Here is a 21,037-nt window from a genome sequence, read left to right as displayed (position 1 = left end):
TATTATTAAAAAAACGTCTAGTCGTTTTCGTGGGTGTTAAATTCTATTTCGGCAACAGGCGTTTCGTTGGTAGATTTTAAGCTTCCGCCTTTAGGCTCTATGGTTATGCTTAAACCCATTGTGCCCTCAGAGTAACTTAACTTTTGTAAACGTCTATCGGTTTCACTTAAAATCCCTAGGCTTACCATCTTACCTTGTATGTCTCCCCAGATTTGGTAACATTTTTCGGCAGGTAAGCTTGGTAAAGTCACCACATCTATCACAGATGTTTTGTCTTTAGGATTGATATAAGCCACCGTTTTTAAGTTTTTAGCTCTTCTATTGCCTTTTAGAATGTACTTTTCTGTTTCAGGATTATTAAGCTGTTTAAACTCTAAAGCCAAAGCTTCTAATCTGTCATTGTTCCTTTGTAAATCACTTCTTATATCAAAAAGTTCGTCTACGATTACTTGGTTCTCATTATTTAGTTCCGCGTTTTTATTTAGTAAAAACACAGAGCTACCGGCAAATAGAAACGCAATAATACTAGCGGCAACCGCATAGTTGAACCACGATTTCTTGCTTGTTTTATTTAAAGTTATTACTGGCTTTGTATCTATTTCTTTTAATATAGAATCTAAAATATGGTGTGGCGCTTCTTTAGCATTAACCATAGCAACTAACTCTAAGTTATTTTGAAGTGTTTTGTAAGCGGTTGCAACATCAGGGTGTTCCTTAATGTAACTTTCAACCAAAAGTGTGTCTTGTGGAGAGGTTTGGTCTAAAAGATAACGATCTAATAAACCGGATTCTAAAAATGTATTTATTTCAACGTTCATCATTACTACAATTAAGGGTTGTAAATCTTCTTAAGTTCACGTAATCCTATTTTTAACCTTGATTTTATAGTCCCTAAAGGGATTTCTAACTCGTCGCTAGCTTCTTGTTGTGTCATTCCTTCAAAAAACAGCGCATTTATAACTATTTGGTATTTTAAATCGAGAGAACTTAAATGTTTTTTAATGTCTAAGGTGTCTTGATTTAAACAGTTGGTGGTTAATTTATATACGTTAGAATCTTCAATTTGGATTTCTTTTTGCGATTTATTGTTTGTAGATCTTACTTTATCAATTGCAGAATTATAAGCAATGCGATAGAGCCAAGTAAATAATTTCGCTTTCTCAGGATTGTAGCTTTTAGCGTTTTTCCACACCTTAATAAAACTTTCCTGTAAGACATCTTGTGCTAAATCATTATCGGAAACCACTTTTTTAATGACTCCTAAAAGGGCACTAGAATAATTGTTATAGAGTAAGGTCATGGCTTTTTTGTCGCCATTTTTAAGCAATTCTACTATTTCGATCTCTAGTGTTGTACTCAAAATTATTGTGTGTATGCGTTAGTTTTAGCGTTTTAAAAGCCGAAAATCTGTGTGTTTATAGAATATTTACTTCAGCTTCTATTGATATATTAAAGATACGATAAATTGTTTTCTGTATTAATTGGGATAAGGCTAAAATATCTTTGCCGTTGGCGCCACCATAGTTTACAAGCACTAAAGCTTGATTTTTATGCACACCATAATTGTTGAAGGTTTTGCCTTTAAAACCGGCGGTCTCTATGAGCCAACCGGCAGGTATTTTTACTTCTGTTTCCGATACTGGGTAACTCGGTATATTTGGAAAGTTATGCTGAAGAGTTTTAAATTCTGACAGTAAAATTACAGGGTTTTTAAAGAAGCTTCCGCTATTTCCAATCTCTTTTGGATTTGGTAATTTGCTTTCTCTAATGGCAATAACGGCCTGAGAGATGGTTTGAATAGTAGGTGATGTTACCCCCATAGTATCGAGCTGTGAGGTTATTGCACCGTAATTTTTTTGTAAAAGGTGCTGCGCTGTCGTTAATTTAAAAACGACACTTATAATAATGTATCTACCTTTGGCTTCCCTTTTAAAAACGGAATTTCTATAGCCGAAATTACACGAATCTTTGGTAAAGGTTTCTACTTTTAAGGTGTTTAAATTTAAAGCTTGGCAAGAACTAAAATAATCTTTTAATTCTACACCGTAAGCACCGATGTTTTGTATAGGAGCTGTCCCTACATTGCCAGGAATGAGCGACATATTCTCTAATCCGCCAAAATCGTGCGTCAGCGTCCATAACACGAATTCGTGCCAGTTTTCTCCCGCTTGCGCTTCAATTAAAACGGTGTCATTTTTTTTTGAAAGGATTGTTTTTCCTTTAATATTAATGTGGATTACTAAAGCATCAACAGGTTTTGTAAGTAGTAAATTACTACCGCCGCCAAGAATAAACTTATTTTGGTATTGATCTAATTTTAAAACAGCCCTTAATTCGTCGAGCGAACGTACCGACACAAAGTGTTTTGCGATTACATCAATACCAAAAGTATTGAAGCTTTTTAAAGATATGTTATCTTGAATTTGCACTAATCTTTATACACTTTAAGGGCTTCTTTTAACAGGTATACTGCTCTTACTAAACTCTCTTGATTAAGTACATAAGCGATTCTTATTTGGTTAGTGCCAACTCCAGGAGTCGAATAGAATCCACCAGCAGGTGCAACCATTACTGTTTCTTTGTCAATCTCGAAATCTTCTAATAACCATTGCGCAAAAGTATCACTGTTTTTAATAGGTAATTCTACGATGCAATAGAAAGCTCCTTTGGGTGTGCCTACTTTAACGCCGTCAATTGTCTTTAATTCTCTAATTAAGACATCTCTGCGTTCTTGATATTCTTCAAGGACATCATCAAAATAACTTTGTGGCGTGTCTAATGCCGCTTCACTTGCAATTTGTGCTAATGTTGGCGGACTTAATCGTGCTTGCGCAAATTTTAAAACGGTTTGGATTACCTCCTTGTTTTTAGAGACTAAACAACCAATTCTTGCGCCACACATACTGTAACGTTTAGAAACAGAATCGATCATTATAGCATGCTCTTCTAGACCAGTCCCTTCCATAATAGAATTGTGCTTTTCGCCGTCGTAGGTAAACTCGCGGTATACTTCGTCTGAAATTAAAAACAAGTCGTGTTTTTTAACAAGATCTGCTAATTGTTTAATTTCTTCTTTCGAATATAAATATCCTGTTGGGTTACCCGGATTGCAAATTAAAATGGCCTTTGTATTTGGCGTGATTAACTTTTCGAACTCTTCAATTGCAGGTAATGCAAAGTTATCCTCAATTTTAGAAATTACAGGAACAATATTAATACCTGAGGCTGTAGAAAACCCGTTGTAATTGGCATAAAATGGTTCTGGAATAATAACCTCATCATCCACATCCATAATACTTCCAAAAGCAAATAATAACGCTTCACTACCTCCAGTAGTTACAATAATATCACTGTGTGTTACATTAATATCATTTTTCGCGTAATATGTTGCAATTTTCTTTCTATAATCTTCAGAACCTTCAGATCGTGTATAGGCTAAAATCTCTAAAGAGTGAACCTTTACAGCGTCTAGAGCGACTTGAGGGGTTTTTATATCTGGTTGACCAATATTTAAATGGTAAACGATTTTTCCTTCCGAATAAGCTTTCTCCGCAAAGGGAACTAATTTTCTTATCGGCGATTGTGGCATTAACTGCCCTTTCTTAGATATACTTGGCATAACTGTACGTTTTTAAAAAGGCAAAGTTGCAAAAAATATATCTAATCTTAATTATATTAAAGAGTTAATAACTGTTAAATATAACTTATGTATCTTAATGGGTTATATGTCATTATTGAAACAATTTATAGTTTCGTTGTTTATCCTCTCAAACTTTCTAGTTTTAGGGCAAGGGAACTATATTATTGATACCCAAAAGGGGCATGATAAAATACCCTTTGAATTAATAAATAATGTAATTATAATTCCCGTAGAAATTAACGGAATTAAACGCTCTTTTCTTCTGGATACGGGCGTGAGTCGGCCCATACTTTTTGATTTTATAAATGCAAGCGATTCGATTCCTATTTTGAATTCAAAAAAGATTTTTTTAAAAGGCCTTGGAAACGACGGTGTAGTCGAAGCTTTAAAATCGTCGCATAATACTTTTAAGGTCGGCAATGCTATCAATTTAGATCAGTCGTTTTACATTGTTTTTGATTCTTCAATAGATTTCGCACCAAAATTAGGAGTGCCTATTCACGGGATTTTGGGCTTCGATTTTTTTAAAGATTTAATTGTAGAAATTAATTACGCAAGAAAGTTTTTAAAAATTACGAGTCCAGAACGCTATAAAAACAAAAAATGCAGACGTTGCGAAACATTCAATATTCAGTTTTATAACGACAAGCCTTATATAAACGTTACTGTAACTGTAAATACTAAAACCATTCCCGTTAAGCTTTTAATCGATTCGGGAAGTAGTGATGCGTTATGGTTATTCGAAAATGAAAGTACAGGTTTGTATGTTCACGATTATTACTTTAATGATATTTTGGGTTATGGATTAAGTGGAGTGGTTAACGGTAAGCGCTCTAAAATAGATGAGGTTTCATTCAAGGCTTTAGTCGTTAAGAATCCAAAAGCTGCGTTTCCAGATCCGGAAACCATTAGAGATCTTGTAAAAATTAAAGGGAGGAAAGGAAGCATTGGCGGTGAACTCTTAAAACGGTTTAATTGCGTGGTCAACTACCGCGACAATCAATTAACTTTAAAACGCAATCGTAATTTTAAAGCGCCATTTAGTTATAATAAAAGTGGAATTACTTTAGAAAATTCGGGTTTGCGATTAGTTACCGAGTCGAATTCTAAATTACAGCACAACTTTAATCCCTTTTTAGAAAAATATAATAAGTTGCAAGTTAAAGCGGTGTATGTGTCTGAAGAAAAAATGGTATTCAAAAAAGCATTTACAATCTCTCAAATTAGAGACGATTCGCCCGCACACCGCGCGGGTTTAAGAGTAGGCGATGTTGTTTTAACTGTTAATGGTAACGATACCAAAACGTACAATTTACAAAAACTTATGGGTGAGTTTTATGAAGATGAAGGCAAAAAAACAATATTGCAAGTCGATAGACAGGGGGTATTACTAAAAGTGAAATTCAATTTAGAATCTCCATTAAAATAAAAAAAGCCAAAACGAGTGTTTTGGCTTCTAAAATATAGAGGTAGTAAAGCTTTTATTGCTCCATTACACTTTTTTTGTTTTGATCTAAAACACTTGTTTTAGAAGGATCAACAACTTCACCTTTAATTTTTAAAGCGACCGTTGGCGTTTCAGCGTTAGAAATAACAGTAATTGTTTTTCTAATAGGCATCACTCTTTTAGTATCGTATTTCACATCAATTTTACCAGTTTTTCCGGGCATAATTGGCTCTTTTGGAGGCGTAGGTACTGTACAACCACACGTAGAAGTTGCTTTAGAGATAATTAAAGGGGCATCACCAGTGTTAGTAAATTCAAAAGATCTAAGACCATCAGCTCCTTTTTCTATTGTACCATAATCTATAGTTGTGCTTTTAAACTCAATCTTAGCTTGCGCTGTAGCTGCGAAGCTAATTAAACCAACAAATAGAAGTGTAAATAAATTTTTCATAATTTTTCGTTTTTATTCATTTGTAAAAGTAAACACTTTTAATTTCTAAACAAAAATATCATTTGTAAAATACATTGGCAAAACCTAATATGTATTTTAAGGTCATAATATTTGGTCTTTATAATTTCTTGTAAAGAGAAATATAAGTATTTTTGCTAAATATTATTCAAAAACTATTCCAAAATGAGTGTTACATCGAAATATGATGCTAGAGCAGTAGAAAGCAAATGGTACGACTACTGGATGAAAAATAATTATTTTCATTCTACGCCAGATGAAAGAGAACCTTACACCATAGTAATCCCTCCGCCAAACGTTACCGGAGTATTGCATATGGGGCATATGTTAAATAACACTATTCAAGATGTTTTAATTCGCCGCGCCCGTTTACAGGGTAAAAATGCGTGTTGGGTACCGGGTACAGATCACGCGTCTATTGCTACCGAAGCAAAGGTAGTAGCGAAGTTAAAAGCACAAGGCATCGATAAAAACGATTTAACCCGCGATGAGTTTTTAGCACACGCTTGGGAATGGACTGAAGAATATGGTGGTGTAATTTTAGAACAGCTTAAAAAATTAGGGTGTTCGTGCGACTGGGACCGAACAAAGTTTACAATGGACGACGATATGTCTGAAGCTGTCATAAAAGTATTTGTCGATTTGCATAACAAAGGCTTAATTTATCGTGGTTATCGCATGGTAAATTGGGATCCGGAAGCAAAAACGACACTGTCTGATGAAGAAGTAATTCACGAAGAGCGCCAAGGAAATCTATATTACATTAATTATAAAATTGAAGGTAGCGATGATGTTTTAACTATTGCTACCACTAGACCAGAAACAATTTTTGGGGATACTGCCATTTGTATTAATCCTAACGATGCACGTTTTAAGCATTTAAAAGGTAAGAAAGCTATTGTGCCTATTTGTAATCGTGTTATTCCTATTATTGAGGATGAATATGTTGATTTAGAATTTGGGACAGGATGTTTAAAAGTAACGCCTGCTCACGATGAAAATGATAAAAATTTAGGTGATAAACATCAGTTAGAAGTTATCGATATTTTTAATGATGATGCGACGCTGAATAGTTTCGGATTACAATTTGAAGGTCAAGATCGTTTTGATGCCAGAAAAGCGGTAACCAAAGAATTAGATGCAACAGGTGTTTTGGTAAAAACTGAAACACATATAAATAAAGTAGGAACTAGCGAACGTACTAAAGCCGTTATCGAACCAAGATTAAGCGACCAATGGTTCTTAAAAATGAAGGAGTTGGCTAAACCTGCTATTGAAGCAGTGCTTGGAGATGACGCTGAAATTAAATTATTTCCGAAGAAATTTGAAAATACATACCGCCACTGGATGGAGAATATTCGCGATTGGAATATCTCGCGTCAATTACTTTGGGGGCAACAAATTCCTGCGTATTTCTATGGCGACGGAAAAGAAGATTTTGTGGTGGCCGAAACTATAGAAAAAGCAGTAGAGTTAGCAAAAGAAAAAACGGGGAAATCAGAATTAAAAGCTGAAGATTTAAAACAAGATACCGATGCTTTAGATACGTGGTTTAGCTCTTGGTTATGGCCAATGAGTGTGTTCGACGGTATTCGTAATCCAGAAAACGAAGAGATAAAATATTACTACCCAACAAACGATTTAGTAACGGGGCCAGATATTTTATTTTTCTGGGTAGCACGTATGATTATTGCAGGCTACGAATACAAAGACCAAAAGCCTTTTAATAATGTGTATTTAACAGGGCTAGTTCGCGACAAACAGCGTCGAAAAATGAGTAAATCTTTAGGGAACTCGCCAGACGCTTTAAAATTAATTGACGATTATAGTGCCGATGGGGTGCGTGTAGGATTACTTTTAAGTAGCGCTGCGGGTAACGATTTAATGTTCGACGAATCGCTTTGCCAGCAGGGAAAAGGGTTTGGAAACAAAATCTGGAATGCCTATAATTTAACGAATCTGTGGGAGGTTAGTGATACTATTGGACAACCAAACTCAAGTAAAATTGCTTTAGAATGGTACCGTGCTAAGTTTCAAACGGTGTTATTAGAAATCGAAGATCATTTTAGCAAATATAGATTAAGTGATGCTTTAATGTCTACTTATAAATTGGTATATGATGATTTCTGCGGATGGTTATTAGAAATAGTAAAACCAGCATACCAACAACCCATTGATGCAGCAACGTACAACGAAGTAATTGCTATTTTTGAAGATAATTTAAAAGTATTGCATCCATTTATGCCATTCTTAACCGAAGATATATGGCAAAAAACGGCACAAAGAACGCCGGAAGAGGCCTTAATTGTCGCGAAATGGCCAGAAGCAAAACCAATTAATACTACATTAATATCTCAATTTGAGTTTGCCTCTGAAGTGATTTCAGGAATAAGAACGGTAAGAAAAGATAAAAACATTGCCTTTAAAGATACCATAGGATTTTCGGTAATAAACAATGAAAAAGTAGCGACTACGTTTGATGATGTTATTATTAAACTAGGTAATTTAGACAGCATCAATTATGTTTCTGAAGCGGTTGAAGGTGCTTTAACGTATCGTGTAAAATCTAACGAGTATTTTATACCTATGGAAGGCGCGATAGATGTAGACGCCGAAATTATAAAACTAACTGAAGAATTATCCTACACTCAAGGGTTTTTAAAATCGGTTCAGAAAAAACTATCTAACGAGCGTTTTGTAGCGGGTGCACCAGAGCAAGTGATTGTAAATGAGGGTAAAAAAGAAGCTGATGCATTAGCGAAAATAGAAACCTTAAAAACAAGTATTAATAACTTGCAGTAAGACGGATTATTCTTACGTTTTATCGAAAAGCAATATAAAGCCTCCGTTAAATTTTTTTTAACGGGGGCTTCTCTTTATATATTTGAGGACCCTAAATTAATATTATGTATAAAGTATCTTCATTTTTATTACTGTTATCAGTAGTCTTATCTCCAAATTTATTTGCTCAATTAGGACCAGGAGGTGTTGGATCTACCGACGGAACTTCAGAACTCGTCTTATGGTTAAACCCTGATAAAGGCGTAAATACTGATAATGTGCTAGAAGATCAATCAGGAAACAACTTTAACTTTACAGCGGGGTCGGGAGCTACTTTAAATAGTAATGACGTAAACGGTTATAGCGCTTATAATTTTAACGGAACGAATCAATATTTAGAAAAATCTTTCGAGAGTAAACTTAACCCTAATAAGTTCAGTGTTTTCTCGGTGAGTACCGTTTTGCCTTCTGATAAATATAAGGCTGTATTTTCAAATCGACACGAGGTGAATAGTGGCGATGATAGAAGTGGCTTTATATTGTATGCTATACCAACTTCTAATAATTGGTCATTTTGGACTGGCGCAGAAACATCTTGGGCAACAACAAATAGTTCTAATTCTACGCAAAGTGTTTGGTCTATTCAAAATATAGCTTATAAAGGCCAATTCTCTAACGGTAAGAATTTGTTTGTTAACAGTGTTTTAAGTCAAAGCACTTCTCAAAATATGTTATTAAATACGACATCTCCTTTTAGGTTAGGGGCAGGGCGGAATGAGAGTACACCAGATTACTATTTCAAAGGAGGTATTGGAGAAATTATTATGTATAATAGCGTGATAAATGATGCACAACGTATTATTGTAAATAATTATTTAGCTGCAAAATATAACATCGATATTGCTGAAGACTATTATACACAAGACCAATCTGCAAAGGGTAATTTCGATCATAATGTTGCAGGTATTGTTAAAGTAGATAATTTAAATCAACATCTAGATTCTCAAGGAACGGGGATCATCAGAATCAGTAAAAATGGTTTAGCAAATAATAAATTTCTATTTTGGGGAGAAAACAACAAAAACAGTAACTATAGTTTTTCGCTAAATGTCCTCGGAGACTACAAAAATTATATCGATACAATGTGGCGGGTTAGTGAGCCTATTAATATTAATGCTAAATTAAGAGTTAACATTAAAAAAAGCGACCTTAATCTAACATCAACTTTTGGTTGTGCTAAATTAGAATTAGTTATGGCGGACAATCCGGATTTTACAGGGGCTTCTGTGGTGGTTTATGATTTATCAGAAACAGCTACCGAGTATGTATACGATGTAGATGGTTTAGGTTTTGATGATGGCGATTATTTTACCTTACGTTATGTAGATAAAATCGTTTGGGATGGAAGTAGTGCTTTTCATAATGGTTCTGGAAGTGCTGAAGTACCAAATATGGATGATGCTTGTTTTAAGCTTGAAATAAAAGCAGGAAATACTGCGACGTTAAATGAAAATGCACACGTAGAGTCTGTAGAGATAAAAGCGGGGGCTATTCTTGAAATTGCTGATGGCGTTGAGCTAACGGTGGAAAGTGGAATCTTTAATGAAGGTATTATAGATTTGCAAGGCGAAGCACAAATTATTCAAAAACATACAGGGGCGAGTTTAAACTCGGGTATGGGTAATTTAAAAATAACACAGCAAGGATCTTCAAATTTATATAATTATAATTATTGGAGCGCGCCAGTAAATAGATTGGGTGCTTGGCAATTGGGATATTTAGAAGAGGCTAGTGGTGCTTTTGCTTTCGTGAATCAAAATGACGCCGATCCTACCACTTCCCCTATGACACTTAGTAGCAAATGGATTTACGGTTTTAATGCAGGACAGAATAATTATTATGGTTGGGAATATCTAGGTGCAGACAGTAATATTCTGCCGGGTATTGGTTATACAATGAAAGGATCTGGAGCTTCTATAGAGCAAGATTATATATTCAAAGGAACTCCTAATGATGGTGATTATAGTTATACAGTAAGCGCAGGTAACGACTTTTTAGTAGGAAATCCTTATCCATCGGCATTAAATGCCTTGCAGTTTATTAGCGATAACCTTCCGGTTATAGATGGTACAATATATTTCTGGGAACAATTTACCACAAATAATACACACGTATCAGTTAACTATCAAGGAGGGTATGCTACTTACAATTTAACATTGGCTATTGGTGCAGTGGCTGTGCCCAATACCAATGGGGGTTTTAACTCTAAAGGTAAGCCGACAAAAAACATAGCTGTTGGGCAAGGTTTCTTCGTTAATATAATAACTAATGGAACGTTAGTATTTAATAATAATCAGCGTGTTTTTGCAAAAGAGAGTGTGCTCGATGAGTCGACCTTCTTTAAGACAAATGGAGCTTCTCAAAATACAGTTTCTACAGATACCCGTACTAAATTGTGGTTAACATTTACCGATCCCTCACAACGTGTTCGCGAAATTGGTTTAGGGTACGACGATAACGCAACGACCAATTATGATAAAGGTTACGATGCTTTAGATTACGATGTTTTTCCAGACCATATGTTATGGGATATTCAAGGCGTTAAGTATGTTATTCAAGGCCGAAACAATTTTGCTGTTGCTAACGAAATGCCTTTAGCTATTAAAATTACAACGGCGGGTGATTATTCCATAGGGTTAAAAGAAACTTTAAATTTTCCTGAGGCAACACCAATCTATTTAAAAGATAACGTAAGCGGATTGTATTATAATTTAAAAACTGAGGACGCCTCACTCTTTTTTGAAGCTGGCGAATACAGTAATCGGTATTCTATAGTGTATCACGAAGACGACACGCTGAGTGCAGATGCTATTGCTGTAAGCGATGGAATATCGCTAATTTACGACACGACCAATCAGCAACTGGAAATTAGAGGTTACGATACGATACAAAACATAAAATCACTTACGGTGTATAGTGTTCTCGGTCAGGAGATCATGACGTTAGATGCTGTTGAAAGCTACGTTATTCAACTTCCAAAGATGTCAAATGGAGTGTATATCCTAGAGATTGTAGATGTTAATAACGGAAAAATAGCGAAAAAATTTGTGAAAGACTAAAACATTTATCTATACCCAGTTGTTATCAGCACTTATGTGCAGTTGGTTTAAAATATTTGTAAAATTTTAATTAGATATTTGTTTATTTATATTTTGTCTTGTAATTTAGGAGCGGCCTTTTAAGAAATAATAATGATTAACTATTCTAAACACTTACTGTTAGCATCTTTTTTTGTGTCAATTTTCACTTTTGCACAGTCCGGACCTGGTGGCGTGGGCAATGCCACTACAAATGGACTCTGGTTAAAGTCCGATGATTTCAGTTTAGCTGACAACGGGGAAGGAATTTCTAATTGGCAAGACACTTCTGGTAATGGAAATGACGCAAATCAACCAACTTTAAATGAGAGCCCCTCCATAATAGGAGCTTCTTCGTTTAACAATTATCCGTCATTAAATTTCGACGGTGTTAACGATTGGATGAAGATAAACGATGCCGATATATTAGATGGAACTACTTCAATTAACTTTTTTAGTGTATACAAGCCTAAAGGTTTGGGCGCAAGTAATACCGTGCAAACAATTCTATCTAAAAGGAATGGATATCAGGGCGCTAATCTAAATTATGCATATACTTTCTTTTTTTATAATGACAAATTAACTAACGATATTGTTACTGCAAATGATCGCTATGACACAAGTAATACTGTGTTTAATAATGATGAAAATTATATTTTAAGTTTTGATTTTGATGGCAACCTTACTAATAGTAATAGAAGTGCTGTTTCGCGTAACGGTTTAAGTTTTAACAGACGATTTGAGGCGTCAGTATCTATTATGAATTCGAATGCTCCAATTACTTTGGGTAGATTGAATATTGGAGATTTGCGTTTTTCCAAGAGTGAAATGGCAGAAGTTATACACTATAACTATAAATTAAACCCCGCCGAAACGATAATAGTAAATAATTACTTGTCTGCTAAATATAATATTCCCCTGGGTTTAGAATCTAACAATCTTTATACTCAAGATGCGTTAACAAACGGTAATTACGATCATCACGTGGCCGGAATCGCAAGGGTAAGCAATACAACTCACCTGGATTCTCAAGGTAGCGGTATTGTAAGAATCAATGGCCCAAGTGACTTAAATAATACCAATGATAAGTATTTATTTTGGGGGCAAAATAAAATGGGGAGTGATTATAATTTTAATACCGCAATTATCGCTGAGGATGATAGTGGGGTTTTACATAATTACAATCATCTAAATACGATTTGGAGGGTTAGTAAAAGTGAAGATGTACAGGATTTAGGGCGTGTCGATATCTCGTTCGATATTTCTAACATCCCAAGATTAAGTAAATGTTATCCTTTAGAATTAGTTATAGGAAGTGACCATTATAATTACTCTGGCACTTCTGAAAATGAGTACAACAGTATCTTTTCAAGTCCTCAAGAAATTTATCCTTTAACCGTTGTGGGAGATATAGCTTCTGTAAATGATGTAACTATTGGCGATAAGAGACATTTTACTCTACGTTATCGTGAAGAGCTAATAGTTTGGGATGGTACAAGTTTTACGGGTGGTTCTGGAGGGGCTGGTGAGCCAACGAATGCCGATTCAGATAAAAAATTATTAATATTATCAGGCACTACGGCGACGCTAACCCAAAATGCACACGTCTGCGAAGTAGAACTTGCAATTGGTGCGGAGTTAATTGTAAATAACAATCGTTTACTTGACGTGGTAAATAATATACATAATGACGGAAAGATACTCATAAATGGAGAATCTCAACTTATTCAACACACAATTGGAGGGGATAAGAATACAGGAGCTGGTGAGTTAATAATTAGGCAACAAGGATCTTCAAATTTATTTAATTACAACTATTGGAGTGCGCCGGTAAATAGAATGGGAGGCTGGCAAATAAGTTATTTAGAAGATAATAATGGAGTTTTAAATTGGGCTTTTCAAAATGACGCCGATCCTAGCACAGTTCCTATAACGCTTAGTAGCAAATGGCTATACGCCTTTAATGGTGTAAGTGAAAATTACTACGATTGGTTGCATATAGGTGAAAATACAGACGTTTCGCCAGGCATAGGGTATACTATGAAAGGTTCTGGAGCTGGATTTCCGTCGCCTATTCCTATCACTGGTCAAGAATATGTGTTTAGAGGAACTCCTAATAATGGCAGATATATCCATCCTTTATCAACGGGGAACGAGATCTTGGTGGGTAATCCCTATCCCTCTGCCTTAGATGCTGATAAATTTATTAGCGATAATGCATCAAGTATTACGGGGGCATTATATTTTTACGAACAATTTCCTGCTAATAATACGCACGTCACAGTTAACTACCAAGGTGGTTATGCTACCTATAACTTAATGATGGGTGCCGCCGCCGCCGCATTACCAGCGAATGGTGGTAATAGCTCTAAAGGAGCGCCAACAAAAAACATAGCTGTAGGTCAAGGTTTCTTTGTGAAGGCAGACAGCAATGGTGGAGATGTCGTATTTAAAAACACACAGCGTGTTTTTGCAAAGGAGAGTGTGCTCGATGAGTCGACCTTCTTTAAGACAAATGGAGCTTCTCAAAATACAGTTTCTACAGATTTACGTACTAAATTGTGGTTAACATTTACCGATCCCTCACAACGTGTTCGCGAAATTGGTTTAGGGTACGACGATAACGCAACGACCAATTACGATAAAGGTTACGATGCTTTAGATTACGATGTTTTTCCAGACCATATGTTATGGGATATTCAAGGCGTTAAGTATGTTATTCAAGGCCGAAACAATTTTGCTGTTGCTAACGAAATGCCTTTAGCTATTAAAACTACAACGGCGGGTGATTATTCCATAGGGTTAAAAGAAACTTTAAATTTTCCTGAGGCAACACCAATCTATTTAAAAGATAACGTAAGCGGATTGTATTATAATTTAAAAACTGAGGACGCCTCACTCTTTTTTGAAGCTGGCGAATACAGTAATCGGTATTCTATAGTGTATCACGAAGACGACACGCTGAGTGCAGATGCTATTGCTGTAAGCGACGGAATATCGCTAATTTACGACACGACCAATCAGCAACTGGAAATTAGAGGTTACGATACGATACAAAACATAAAATCACTTACGGTGTATAGTGTTCTCGGTCAGGAGATCATGACGTTAGATGCTGTTGAAAGCTACGTTATTCAACTTCCAAAGGTGTCAAATGGAGTGTATATCCTAGAGATTGTAGATGTTAATAACGGAAAAATAGCGAAAAAGTTCGTAAAGCAGTAAGATGTCTAAAAAAACGATGTATTCTCTATTGTCAGCTTTACTTTTGATAGCTGTATATTCTTATAATTTATATGTAGAACATGAGGTAGACCGTAAAAAAGTATCGGAAGGAAGCGTCGTAAAGAACGGAACTAATGTTAATTTCTTACCAACAAGTACCACGCAGCAAGTGGTGCATCATCAAGGCTATTCTTTATCTTACAGTGAGCCGCACGAACAAGCAGAGTGGGTGGCATACGAATTGAAAACCAGCGATTTATCGACTAATAATTTTAAACGACCGTATTTTGAAATTGATTACGCGGTTAAAACGCAAGCGGCGAGCTGGAGGAATTATAAGAACTCTGGCTACGATCGTGGACATTTATGTCCTGCTGGCGACCGACGTCAATCACAATTTCTATTTAATGAAACTTTTTTAACGAGTAATATCACCCCGCAAAGTCACGTTTTTAACGCTGGTGTTTGGAATCGTCTAGAACAGCGCGTGCGTTATTGGGCAAAGAGATATAATGGTGTGTACGTAGTAACTGGAGGTGTTTTAGAAACCGGGTTAAAAACGATTGGTAACGAGAATGTAGCCGTGCCAAATCAGTTTTATAAAATAGTTTTTGATTATAATAATGGTAACCCAAAATTGATAGCGTTCTTAATGCCTCATGAAGAGTCTAACGCAGCTTTAACCCAATACGTGGTAACTTTAGATGCTGTTGAAAAATTAACAGGAATAGACTTCTTTAATCAGTTGGATGACGCTTTAGAAGATAAGCTTGAAGCTTCAGCTTATTATAAAAATTGGAAGTTTTAAGGCGTTTTAAAGACCAAGTTTCCGCTTAACACCTTCCCATCGTATTCCGCGAATAAATTCACCTTGCTCTTTTGTAACTAGTGGTGTAATGTTATGCGATTGTGCTTTAAAATAACCTTGTATAGTATCTATAAAGTAGGTTATACTACGTCGTGATACAGCACTTTTTAAGGCGGATAACGTGGTTAGTGCAATTCCGAAACGCATTTTATAAAGCGCTTCTCCTTGTAGGAATTTACTGCTTTTATGATAGGTTTTCCCCGTGGGTTTTAAATGCTTCACGTGTAACGACGTGTCGGTTTTTATAGTCCAACCATAATATTGAGCTAACAAGACATCTAAAGTGTCCCAGCCAATACTGCGTTTCAATCCGCCAATAGCTTCAAAACATTCTTTTCTATAGGCTTTAAACGGACCGCGAACGTGTTTCTTGGACGCGATAGTTTCGTAAACCCAAATATTTCCCTTCTTTATATAAGCTAAACCACCAGCGATTCCAACGGTGTCCTCAGACTGAAAAAGGGCAATTACAGCTTCTAAATAAGTGTTGGGTAAAATGATGTCGGCATCAAATTTACAAAGCACATCGTAATCATTATCGAGCGTTTCTAAACCTTTGTAAAAGGCATTAATTACTTTTGTTCCTGGGATATGATCTATGGACGATTGTATGTTGATGGATTGTATCCACGGAAAAGCAGTGGTATATTTTGAAATAATAGCTTCGGTACTGTCGGTAGAATTATCATTTACTACCACCACTTGCTTTGGTAAAACTGTTTGTTCCACTAACGACTGAAGCATTAAGCCTATGCAGCGGTCTTCATTATGAGCCGGAATAACAATGTAAATATTCAAAATAAGTAAGCTAAAAGAATTGTGATTATATTAAATACGTTCAGCATACACAATATAATAGCGGGGTGTAAACCATCGTAATATGGGGCGAATACCAATTTTTTTTGTTGGATTAGTCCATTTTTTACGAGCGATAATTTTCCATCCTGCTTTTTCTAAAAGCCAATCGAATTGCCAATCTTCAAATTCGTGAAAATGTCTGTCCCACATATCATTTTTACTACGGTATGCTGGAGCAAACCATAAGCGCATCGGTATGCTTGCTACCAATTTATCTGCTTTTATAGCCTCTAAAACTGTTAAAGGTGACAATAAATGTTCAAAAATTTCAAACGCAGTTACAACTGTAGCGTCATCATTTTCTATTGCGGAGGTATCTCGATCTAGATCTTCACCCGAGGTATTTTTTACTTGATAACCTTTATTTAGCAACACTTGAGTAAAGGGATTTGCTACGCCTAAATCTAAAATTGTTTCAGATTTAGAAAGGTGTTTTTCTACGAATTGAGAGGTAAGCTTATACCTTTTATGAGGAAATTTGCCTTCGTACATAATGCGTTTTCTAGTAATGAATTTGTGTTTAGAAACGTTAGTATTTATAGACTATAGCATTAAGATTCATTCCTGCACCCACACTTGTAAAAATAATTACATCACCTTTATTTAGACTTTGATCCTTAATTTTGTTGTTTTTAACCAAATCGAAAAGCGTTGGTATAGTTGCCACCGAACTATTACCAAGTTCGTAAATACTCATTGGCATAACACCTTCTGGAACAGACATATCGTAAAGTTTATAAAAACGTTTTACAATAGCTTCGTCCATTTTTTCATTAGCCTGATGAATAATTATTTTCTTAACATCGGTAATAGCTAATCCGCTTCTGTCTAAACACAATTTCATTGCGTCGGGAACGTGGCTTAAAGCAAATTCGTAAATTTTACGTCCAAACATTTTGATGTATTTCACATCTTGATCTAATGCTGTGTTGTACGATCCGCCAAAAAATAAATATTTAATTTCCTCGTAGGTATAACTTGCACTCTCATGAGTAAGTATACCACCTTCTTCGTTTGTTTCTTCTACCACTGCTGCACCTGCCCCATCAGAATAAATCATAGAGTCTCTATCGTGTTTATCGATAACTCTAGACAAGGTTTCTGCACCAATAACTAAGCATTTTTTTGCAATTCCCGCTTTAATAAAAGCACTGGCTTGAATAAAACCTTCATTCCATCCTGGGCAACCAAATAAAACATCGTAGGCGACACATTTAGGATTCTTAATCTTTAAAAGATGTTTAACTCGTGCCGCTAAACACGGTACAGCATCACTTTGAAGAGTGTTTGCTTTTATATCACCAAAGTTGTGTGCTAAAATAATATAATCAAGCTCTTCGGCATCAATTTTGGCATCGGCTATTGCTTTTTCAGCTGCAAAAAAGGCTAAATCTGAATTTTTTAATTCAGGTTCTGCGTAACGGCGTTCGGCAATACCAGTTATGGCCTTGAATTTTTCAACGATAATTTCATTGGTAGAATTTATTGTTGATCCGTCAGCATTTAAAAACTGGTGATTGTGAAACGCTTCGTTTTTTTCTATGGTATTTGGAATATAACTTCCCGTACCCGTAATTTTTATGTTCATAAAAGAGAATTGCCTTTATAGTTTACTAATGTAACTAAAATACTAGTAAAATTATAAAGGCAATCTTAAATTTCTTTAATTATTGAATTATTTTAGATGTTACGCTTCCATATATGCTTCGATCGGTGCGCAAGTACAGATTAAATTTCTGTCTCCATAAGCATCGTCTAATCGACGTACCGTTGGCCAAAATTTATTATCTCTTACGTGTTCTGTTGGGAAGGCTGCGTTCTCGCGTGAGTATGGGAACAACCATTCGTCGCTAGTTACCATTGCTAAAGTATGTGGAGCGTTTTTTAATACGTTATTTGTGTCTTCTTTAGATACGGTTTCAATTTCATTTTTAATAGAAATCATTGCGTCGCAAAAACGATCCATTTCCTGTTTGCCTTCGCTTTCTGTAGGCTCAATCATCATTGTTCCTGCTACTGGAAAAGAAACAGTTGGTGAGTGAAAACCATAATCTATTAAACGTTTTGCAATATCATTGACCTCGATACCATTCGCTTTAAAAGGTCTACAATCAATAATAATCTCGTGAGCAGAACGACCGCGTTCTCCAGAGTACAAGGTTTCGAAAGCACCTTCTAAACGTTGTTTAATATAATTGGCATTTAAAATAGCAACTTCTGTCGCTTGTTTAATCCCTTTTACACCTAACATTTTGATGTACCCGTAAGAAATTAGGCAAACTAACGCAGAACCAAATGGTGCTGAGGAGATGGCTGAAATGGCTTGGTCACCACCTGTTTTTATAATTGGGTTACTTGGTAAGAAGGGCACTAATTGTTCTGCAACACAAATAGGTCCAACTCCAGGGCCACCACCACCATGAGGAATGGCAAATGTTTTGTGTAGGTTTAAGTGACACACATCGGCTCCAATATTACCTGGGTTAGTTAAACCAACCTGAGCATTCATATTAGCACCGTCCATATAAACTTGTCCGCCGTTATCGTGAACAAGTTGCGTTATCTCTTTAATTGCCGATTCGTAAACACCGTGAGTTGACGGGTAAGTAACCATTAACGCAGATAAATTATCTTTATGTAATTCTGCTTTTTCACGCAAATCATCAACATCGATATTACCTTCGGCTGTTGCTTTGGTAACCACTACTTTCATTCCTGCCATTACAGCACTCGCTGGGTTTGTACCGTGCGCAGACGATGGAATTAAGCAAATATTTCTATGGTAATCGCCACGAGATTCGTGGTATGCTTTAATAACCATTAACCCAGCGTACTCACCTTGCGCTCCAGAATTTGGTTGTAATGAAGTTGCAGCAAAACCAGTAATTTCGGTTAATTGTTCTTCTAATTTTCTTAATACGGTATGGTAGCCTTCGGCTTGCTCGATGGGTACAAACGGGTGGATACTTCCCCAGTTTGGTGAGCTTATTGGCAACATTTCGGCGGCAGCATTAAGTTTCATTGTACAAGATCCTAAAGAAATCATAGAATGATTTAACGATAAATCTTTACGCTCTAATTTCTTTATGTAACGCATTAATTCAGTTTCTGAATGGTGCGAGTTAAAAATATCTAAAGTTAAAAATTCAGTTTCACGCTGTAACTCTTCAGTAATATTATTAGACGTTTCAATAGCTTCAATGGTAAAAGCTGTTTTGTTTTCAGCTTCAGCAAAAATTGCAATGATGTCATTTAAATCTGAAAGTCTAGTTGTTTCATTTAAAGAAATCGTAACCGTATTTGCAGTTGGATAAAAGAAGTTAACCTGATTTTTTTCGGCAATAGCTTTTACTTTTTCCGCATCGGCTTCAACTTGTAACGTATCGAAGAAAGAGCTATTTTTTTGTGTTAAACCTAACTTTGTAATCGCTTTTGCTAAAGTAGAAGCAGCATTATGCACGTTATCGGCTATAAAGGTTAAACCTTTAGGACCGTGATAAACGGCATACATTCCAGCCATAACAGCTAATAGTACTTGAGCTGTGCAAATGTTTGAGGTCGCACGATCACGTTTTATATGTTGCTCTCTGGTTTGAAGCGCCATACGTAATGCGCGGTTACCATTAGCATCTTTTGTAACGCCAATAATACGTCCAGGAATATCGCGTTTATAGGCGGCTTTAGTTGCAAAATAAGCAGCGTGAGGCCCGCCATAACCCATCGGTATACCAAAACGTTGTGTTGTTCCTACAACAACATCAGCACCAAAAGCACCTGGAGCTTCCAGTTTTACAAGGCTTAAAATATCGGCAGCGACAGCTACTTTTATATTAGCGTCGTTTGCTTTTGCTATAAAAGATTTGATATCTGTAATTTGTCCGTTTTTTCCTGGATATTGAAGAATTGCTCCATAAAATTCAGTTGAAAAATCGAAAGTCGTTTCATCACCAATCACTAATTCAATACCAATTGGTGTAGAACGTGTTTGTAACAGAGATAAGGTTTGAGGTAAAATAGCGTCTGAAACAAAGAATTTATTCACTTTGTTTTTCTTTTGATCGCGATCTCTTACAGCAAATAACAAACTCATTGCTTCGGCTGCCGCAGTACTTTCGTCTAAAAGTGAAGCATTTGCTAATTCCATACCGGTTAAATCGGCAATCATAGTTTGGAAGTTTAAAAGCGCTTCCAAACGACCTTGAGCAATCTCTGCTTGATAAGGTGTGTAAGCGGTGTACCAACCCGGGTTTTCTAAAACGTTACGCTGTATTACCGCAGGTAAAATAGTAGGATGGTATCCTAGACCTATATATGTTTTAAAAATACTATTTAATTTAGAGAGCTCGTTAATATGAGACGAAAACTCAAACTCGCTCATCGCTACATCTAAATTTAATTCTTTTTTTAATCTGATATCATCTGGAACAGTTTCATAAATAAGTTGTTCCATCGAGTCAACGCCAAGTGATTGTAACATTAGGTGTTGGTCTTCTTCTCTAGGTCCAATATGGCGTAGTGCAAAAGAGTTTGTATTCATTATAGTAGTGTTGAAAATTTAATCTTGCAAAAATACTGAAAACCTAAGGTTTAATTTGGTATTAAAACGAAAGTT

At 35.9% G+C, this 21,037-nt stretch carries 14 protein-coding genes; 5 read left to right on the top strand and 9 right to left on the bottom strand.

All coding sequences use genetic code 11. The annotated features are described in order from the left end of the window. Positions 1 to 17: 17 nt before the first annotated feature. Genes ES676_RS09245 through ES676_RS09230 form a run of 4 tightly spaced genes read right to left on the bottom strand, consistent with a single transcriptional unit; the run spans position 18 to position 3,619 of the window. Positions 18 to 821: an anti-sigma factor domain-containing protein gene (locus ES676_RS09245; protein ID WP_246130339.1), complete on the bottom strand. Its 804-nt coding sequence runs from the start codon at positions 819 to 821 to the stop codon at positions 18 to 20. An 8-nt stretch (positions 822 to 829) separates the two neighbouring features. Then, positions 830 to 1,360 carry an RNA polymerase sigma factor gene (locus ES676_RS09240; RefSeq protein ID WP_148370038.1) on the bottom strand — a complete coding sequence of 177 codons (531 nt, stop codon included), beginning with the start codon at positions 1,358 to 1,360 and terminating at the stop codon, positions 830 to 832. Positions 1,361 to 1,415: 55 nt separating this feature from the next. Further along, on the bottom strand, positions 1,416 to 2,429 hold the full coding sequence (gene murB / locus ES676_RS09235) for a UDP-N-acetylmuramate dehydrogenase (RefSeq protein ID WP_148370037.1): 1,014 nt from the start codon (positions 2,427 to 2,429) through the stop codon (positions 1,416 to 1,418). After that, the gene (locus ES676_RS09230) at positions 2,429 to 3,619 is read right to left on the bottom strand and encodes a pyridoxal phosphate-dependent aminotransferase (protein WP_148370036.1); all 1,191 of its coding nucleotides are present in this window, start codon (positions 3,617 to 3,619) and stop codon (positions 2,429 to 2,431) included. Before ES676_RS09230 ends, murB begins: the two co-directional genes overlap by 1 nt. A 106-nt stretch (positions 3,620 to 3,725) precedes the next feature. Between ES676_RS09230 and ES676_RS09225 the strand changes: the two genes are divergently transcribed. Further along, positions 3,726 to 5,069: a pepsin/retropepsin-like aspartic protease family protein gene (locus ES676_RS09225; RefSeq protein WP_170234444.1), complete on the top strand. Its 1,344-nt coding sequence runs from the start codon at positions 3,726 to 3,728 to the stop codon at positions 5,067 to 5,069. A 52-nt stretch (positions 5,070 to 5,121) separates the two neighbouring features. On the opposite strand, the gene ES676_RS09220 is transcribed toward ES676_RS09225, so the two are convergent. Beyond that, positions 5,122 to 5,538 (bottom strand): DUF1573 domain-containing protein, encoded by a 417-nt coding sequence (locus ES676_RS09220; protein WP_148370034.1) that lies wholly within the window; start codon positions 5,536 to 5,538, stop codon positions 5,122 to 5,124. A gap of 183 nt (positions 5,539 to 5,721) precedes the next feature. Here ES676_RS09220 and ES676_RS09215 point away from each other — a divergent pair, with 183 nt between their 5' ends. The 4 genes from ES676_RS09215 (at position 5,722) to ES676_RS09200 (ending at position 15,507) form a co-directional block, all read left to right on the top strand. Next, a complete protein-coding gene (locus ES676_RS09215) occupies positions 5,722 to 8,358 on the top strand; it encodes a valine--tRNA ligase (RefSeq protein ID WP_148370033.1) in 2,637 nt (878 codons plus the stop codon). Positions 8,359 to 8,462: 104 nt separating this feature from the next. Beyond that, a complete protein-coding gene (locus ES676_RS09210; RefSeq protein ID WP_148370032.1) occupies positions 8,463 to 11,456 on the top strand; it encodes a T9SS type A sorting domain-containing protein in 2,994 nt (997 codons plus the stop codon). A 132-nt stretch (positions 11,457 to 11,588) separates the two neighbouring features. Continuing rightward, positions 11,589 to 14,699 (top strand): T9SS type A sorting domain-containing protein, encoded by a 3,111-nt coding sequence (locus ES676_RS09205; RefSeq protein WP_148370031.1) that lies wholly within the window; start codon positions 11,589 to 11,591, stop codon positions 14,697 to 14,699. 1 nt (position 14,700) lies between these two features. Next, the gene (locus ES676_RS09200; RefSeq protein WP_148370030.1) at positions 14,701 to 15,507 is read left to right on the top strand and encodes a DNA/RNA non-specific endonuclease; all 807 of its coding nucleotides are present in this window, start codon (positions 14,701 to 14,703) and stop codon (positions 15,505 to 15,507) included. A gap of 6 nt (positions 15,508 to 15,513) precedes the next feature. On the opposite strand, the gene ES676_RS09195 is transcribed toward ES676_RS09200, so the two are convergent. The 4 genes from ES676_RS09195 to gcvP form a co-directional block, all read right to left on the bottom strand. After that, complete coding sequence (locus ES676_RS09195; RefSeq protein WP_148370029.1) at positions 15,514 to 16,365, bottom strand: glycosyltransferase family 2 protein; 852 nt, start codon at positions 16,363 to 16,365, stop codon at positions 15,514 to 15,516. Between the two features lie 30 nt (positions 16,366 to 16,395). After that, entirely contained in the window at positions 16,396 to 16,917 is a 522-nt protein-coding gene (locus ES676_RS09190) for a class I SAM-dependent methyltransferase (protein WP_148370028.1), read from the bottom strand. Positions 16,918 to 16,954: 37 nt separating this feature from the next. Further along, positions 16,955 to 18,013 (bottom strand): 3-oxoacyl-ACP synthase III family protein, encoded by a 1,059-nt coding sequence (locus tag ES676_RS09185; RefSeq protein ID WP_148370027.1) that lies wholly within the window; start codon positions 18,011 to 18,013, stop codon positions 16,955 to 16,957. Positions 18,014 to 18,112: 99 nt separating this feature from the next. Continuing rightward, a complete protein-coding gene (gene gcvP / locus ES676_RS09180) occupies positions 18,113 to 20,962 on the bottom strand; it encodes an aminomethyl-transferring glycine dehydrogenase (protein WP_148370026.1) in 2,850 nt (949 codons plus the stop codon). Between the last annotated feature and the right edge of the window lie 75 nt (positions 20,963 to 21,037).

Origin of the sequence: Bizionia saleffrena, from assembly GCF_008086175.1 — a bacterium.
Lineage (GTDB): Bacteria > Bacteroidota > Bacteroidia > Flavobacteriales > Flavobacteriaceae > Bizionia > Bizionia saleffrena.
The sequence above is the reverse complement of the archived record's forward strand: the minus strand, read 5'-3'. Positions and strand labels throughout refer to the sequence as shown.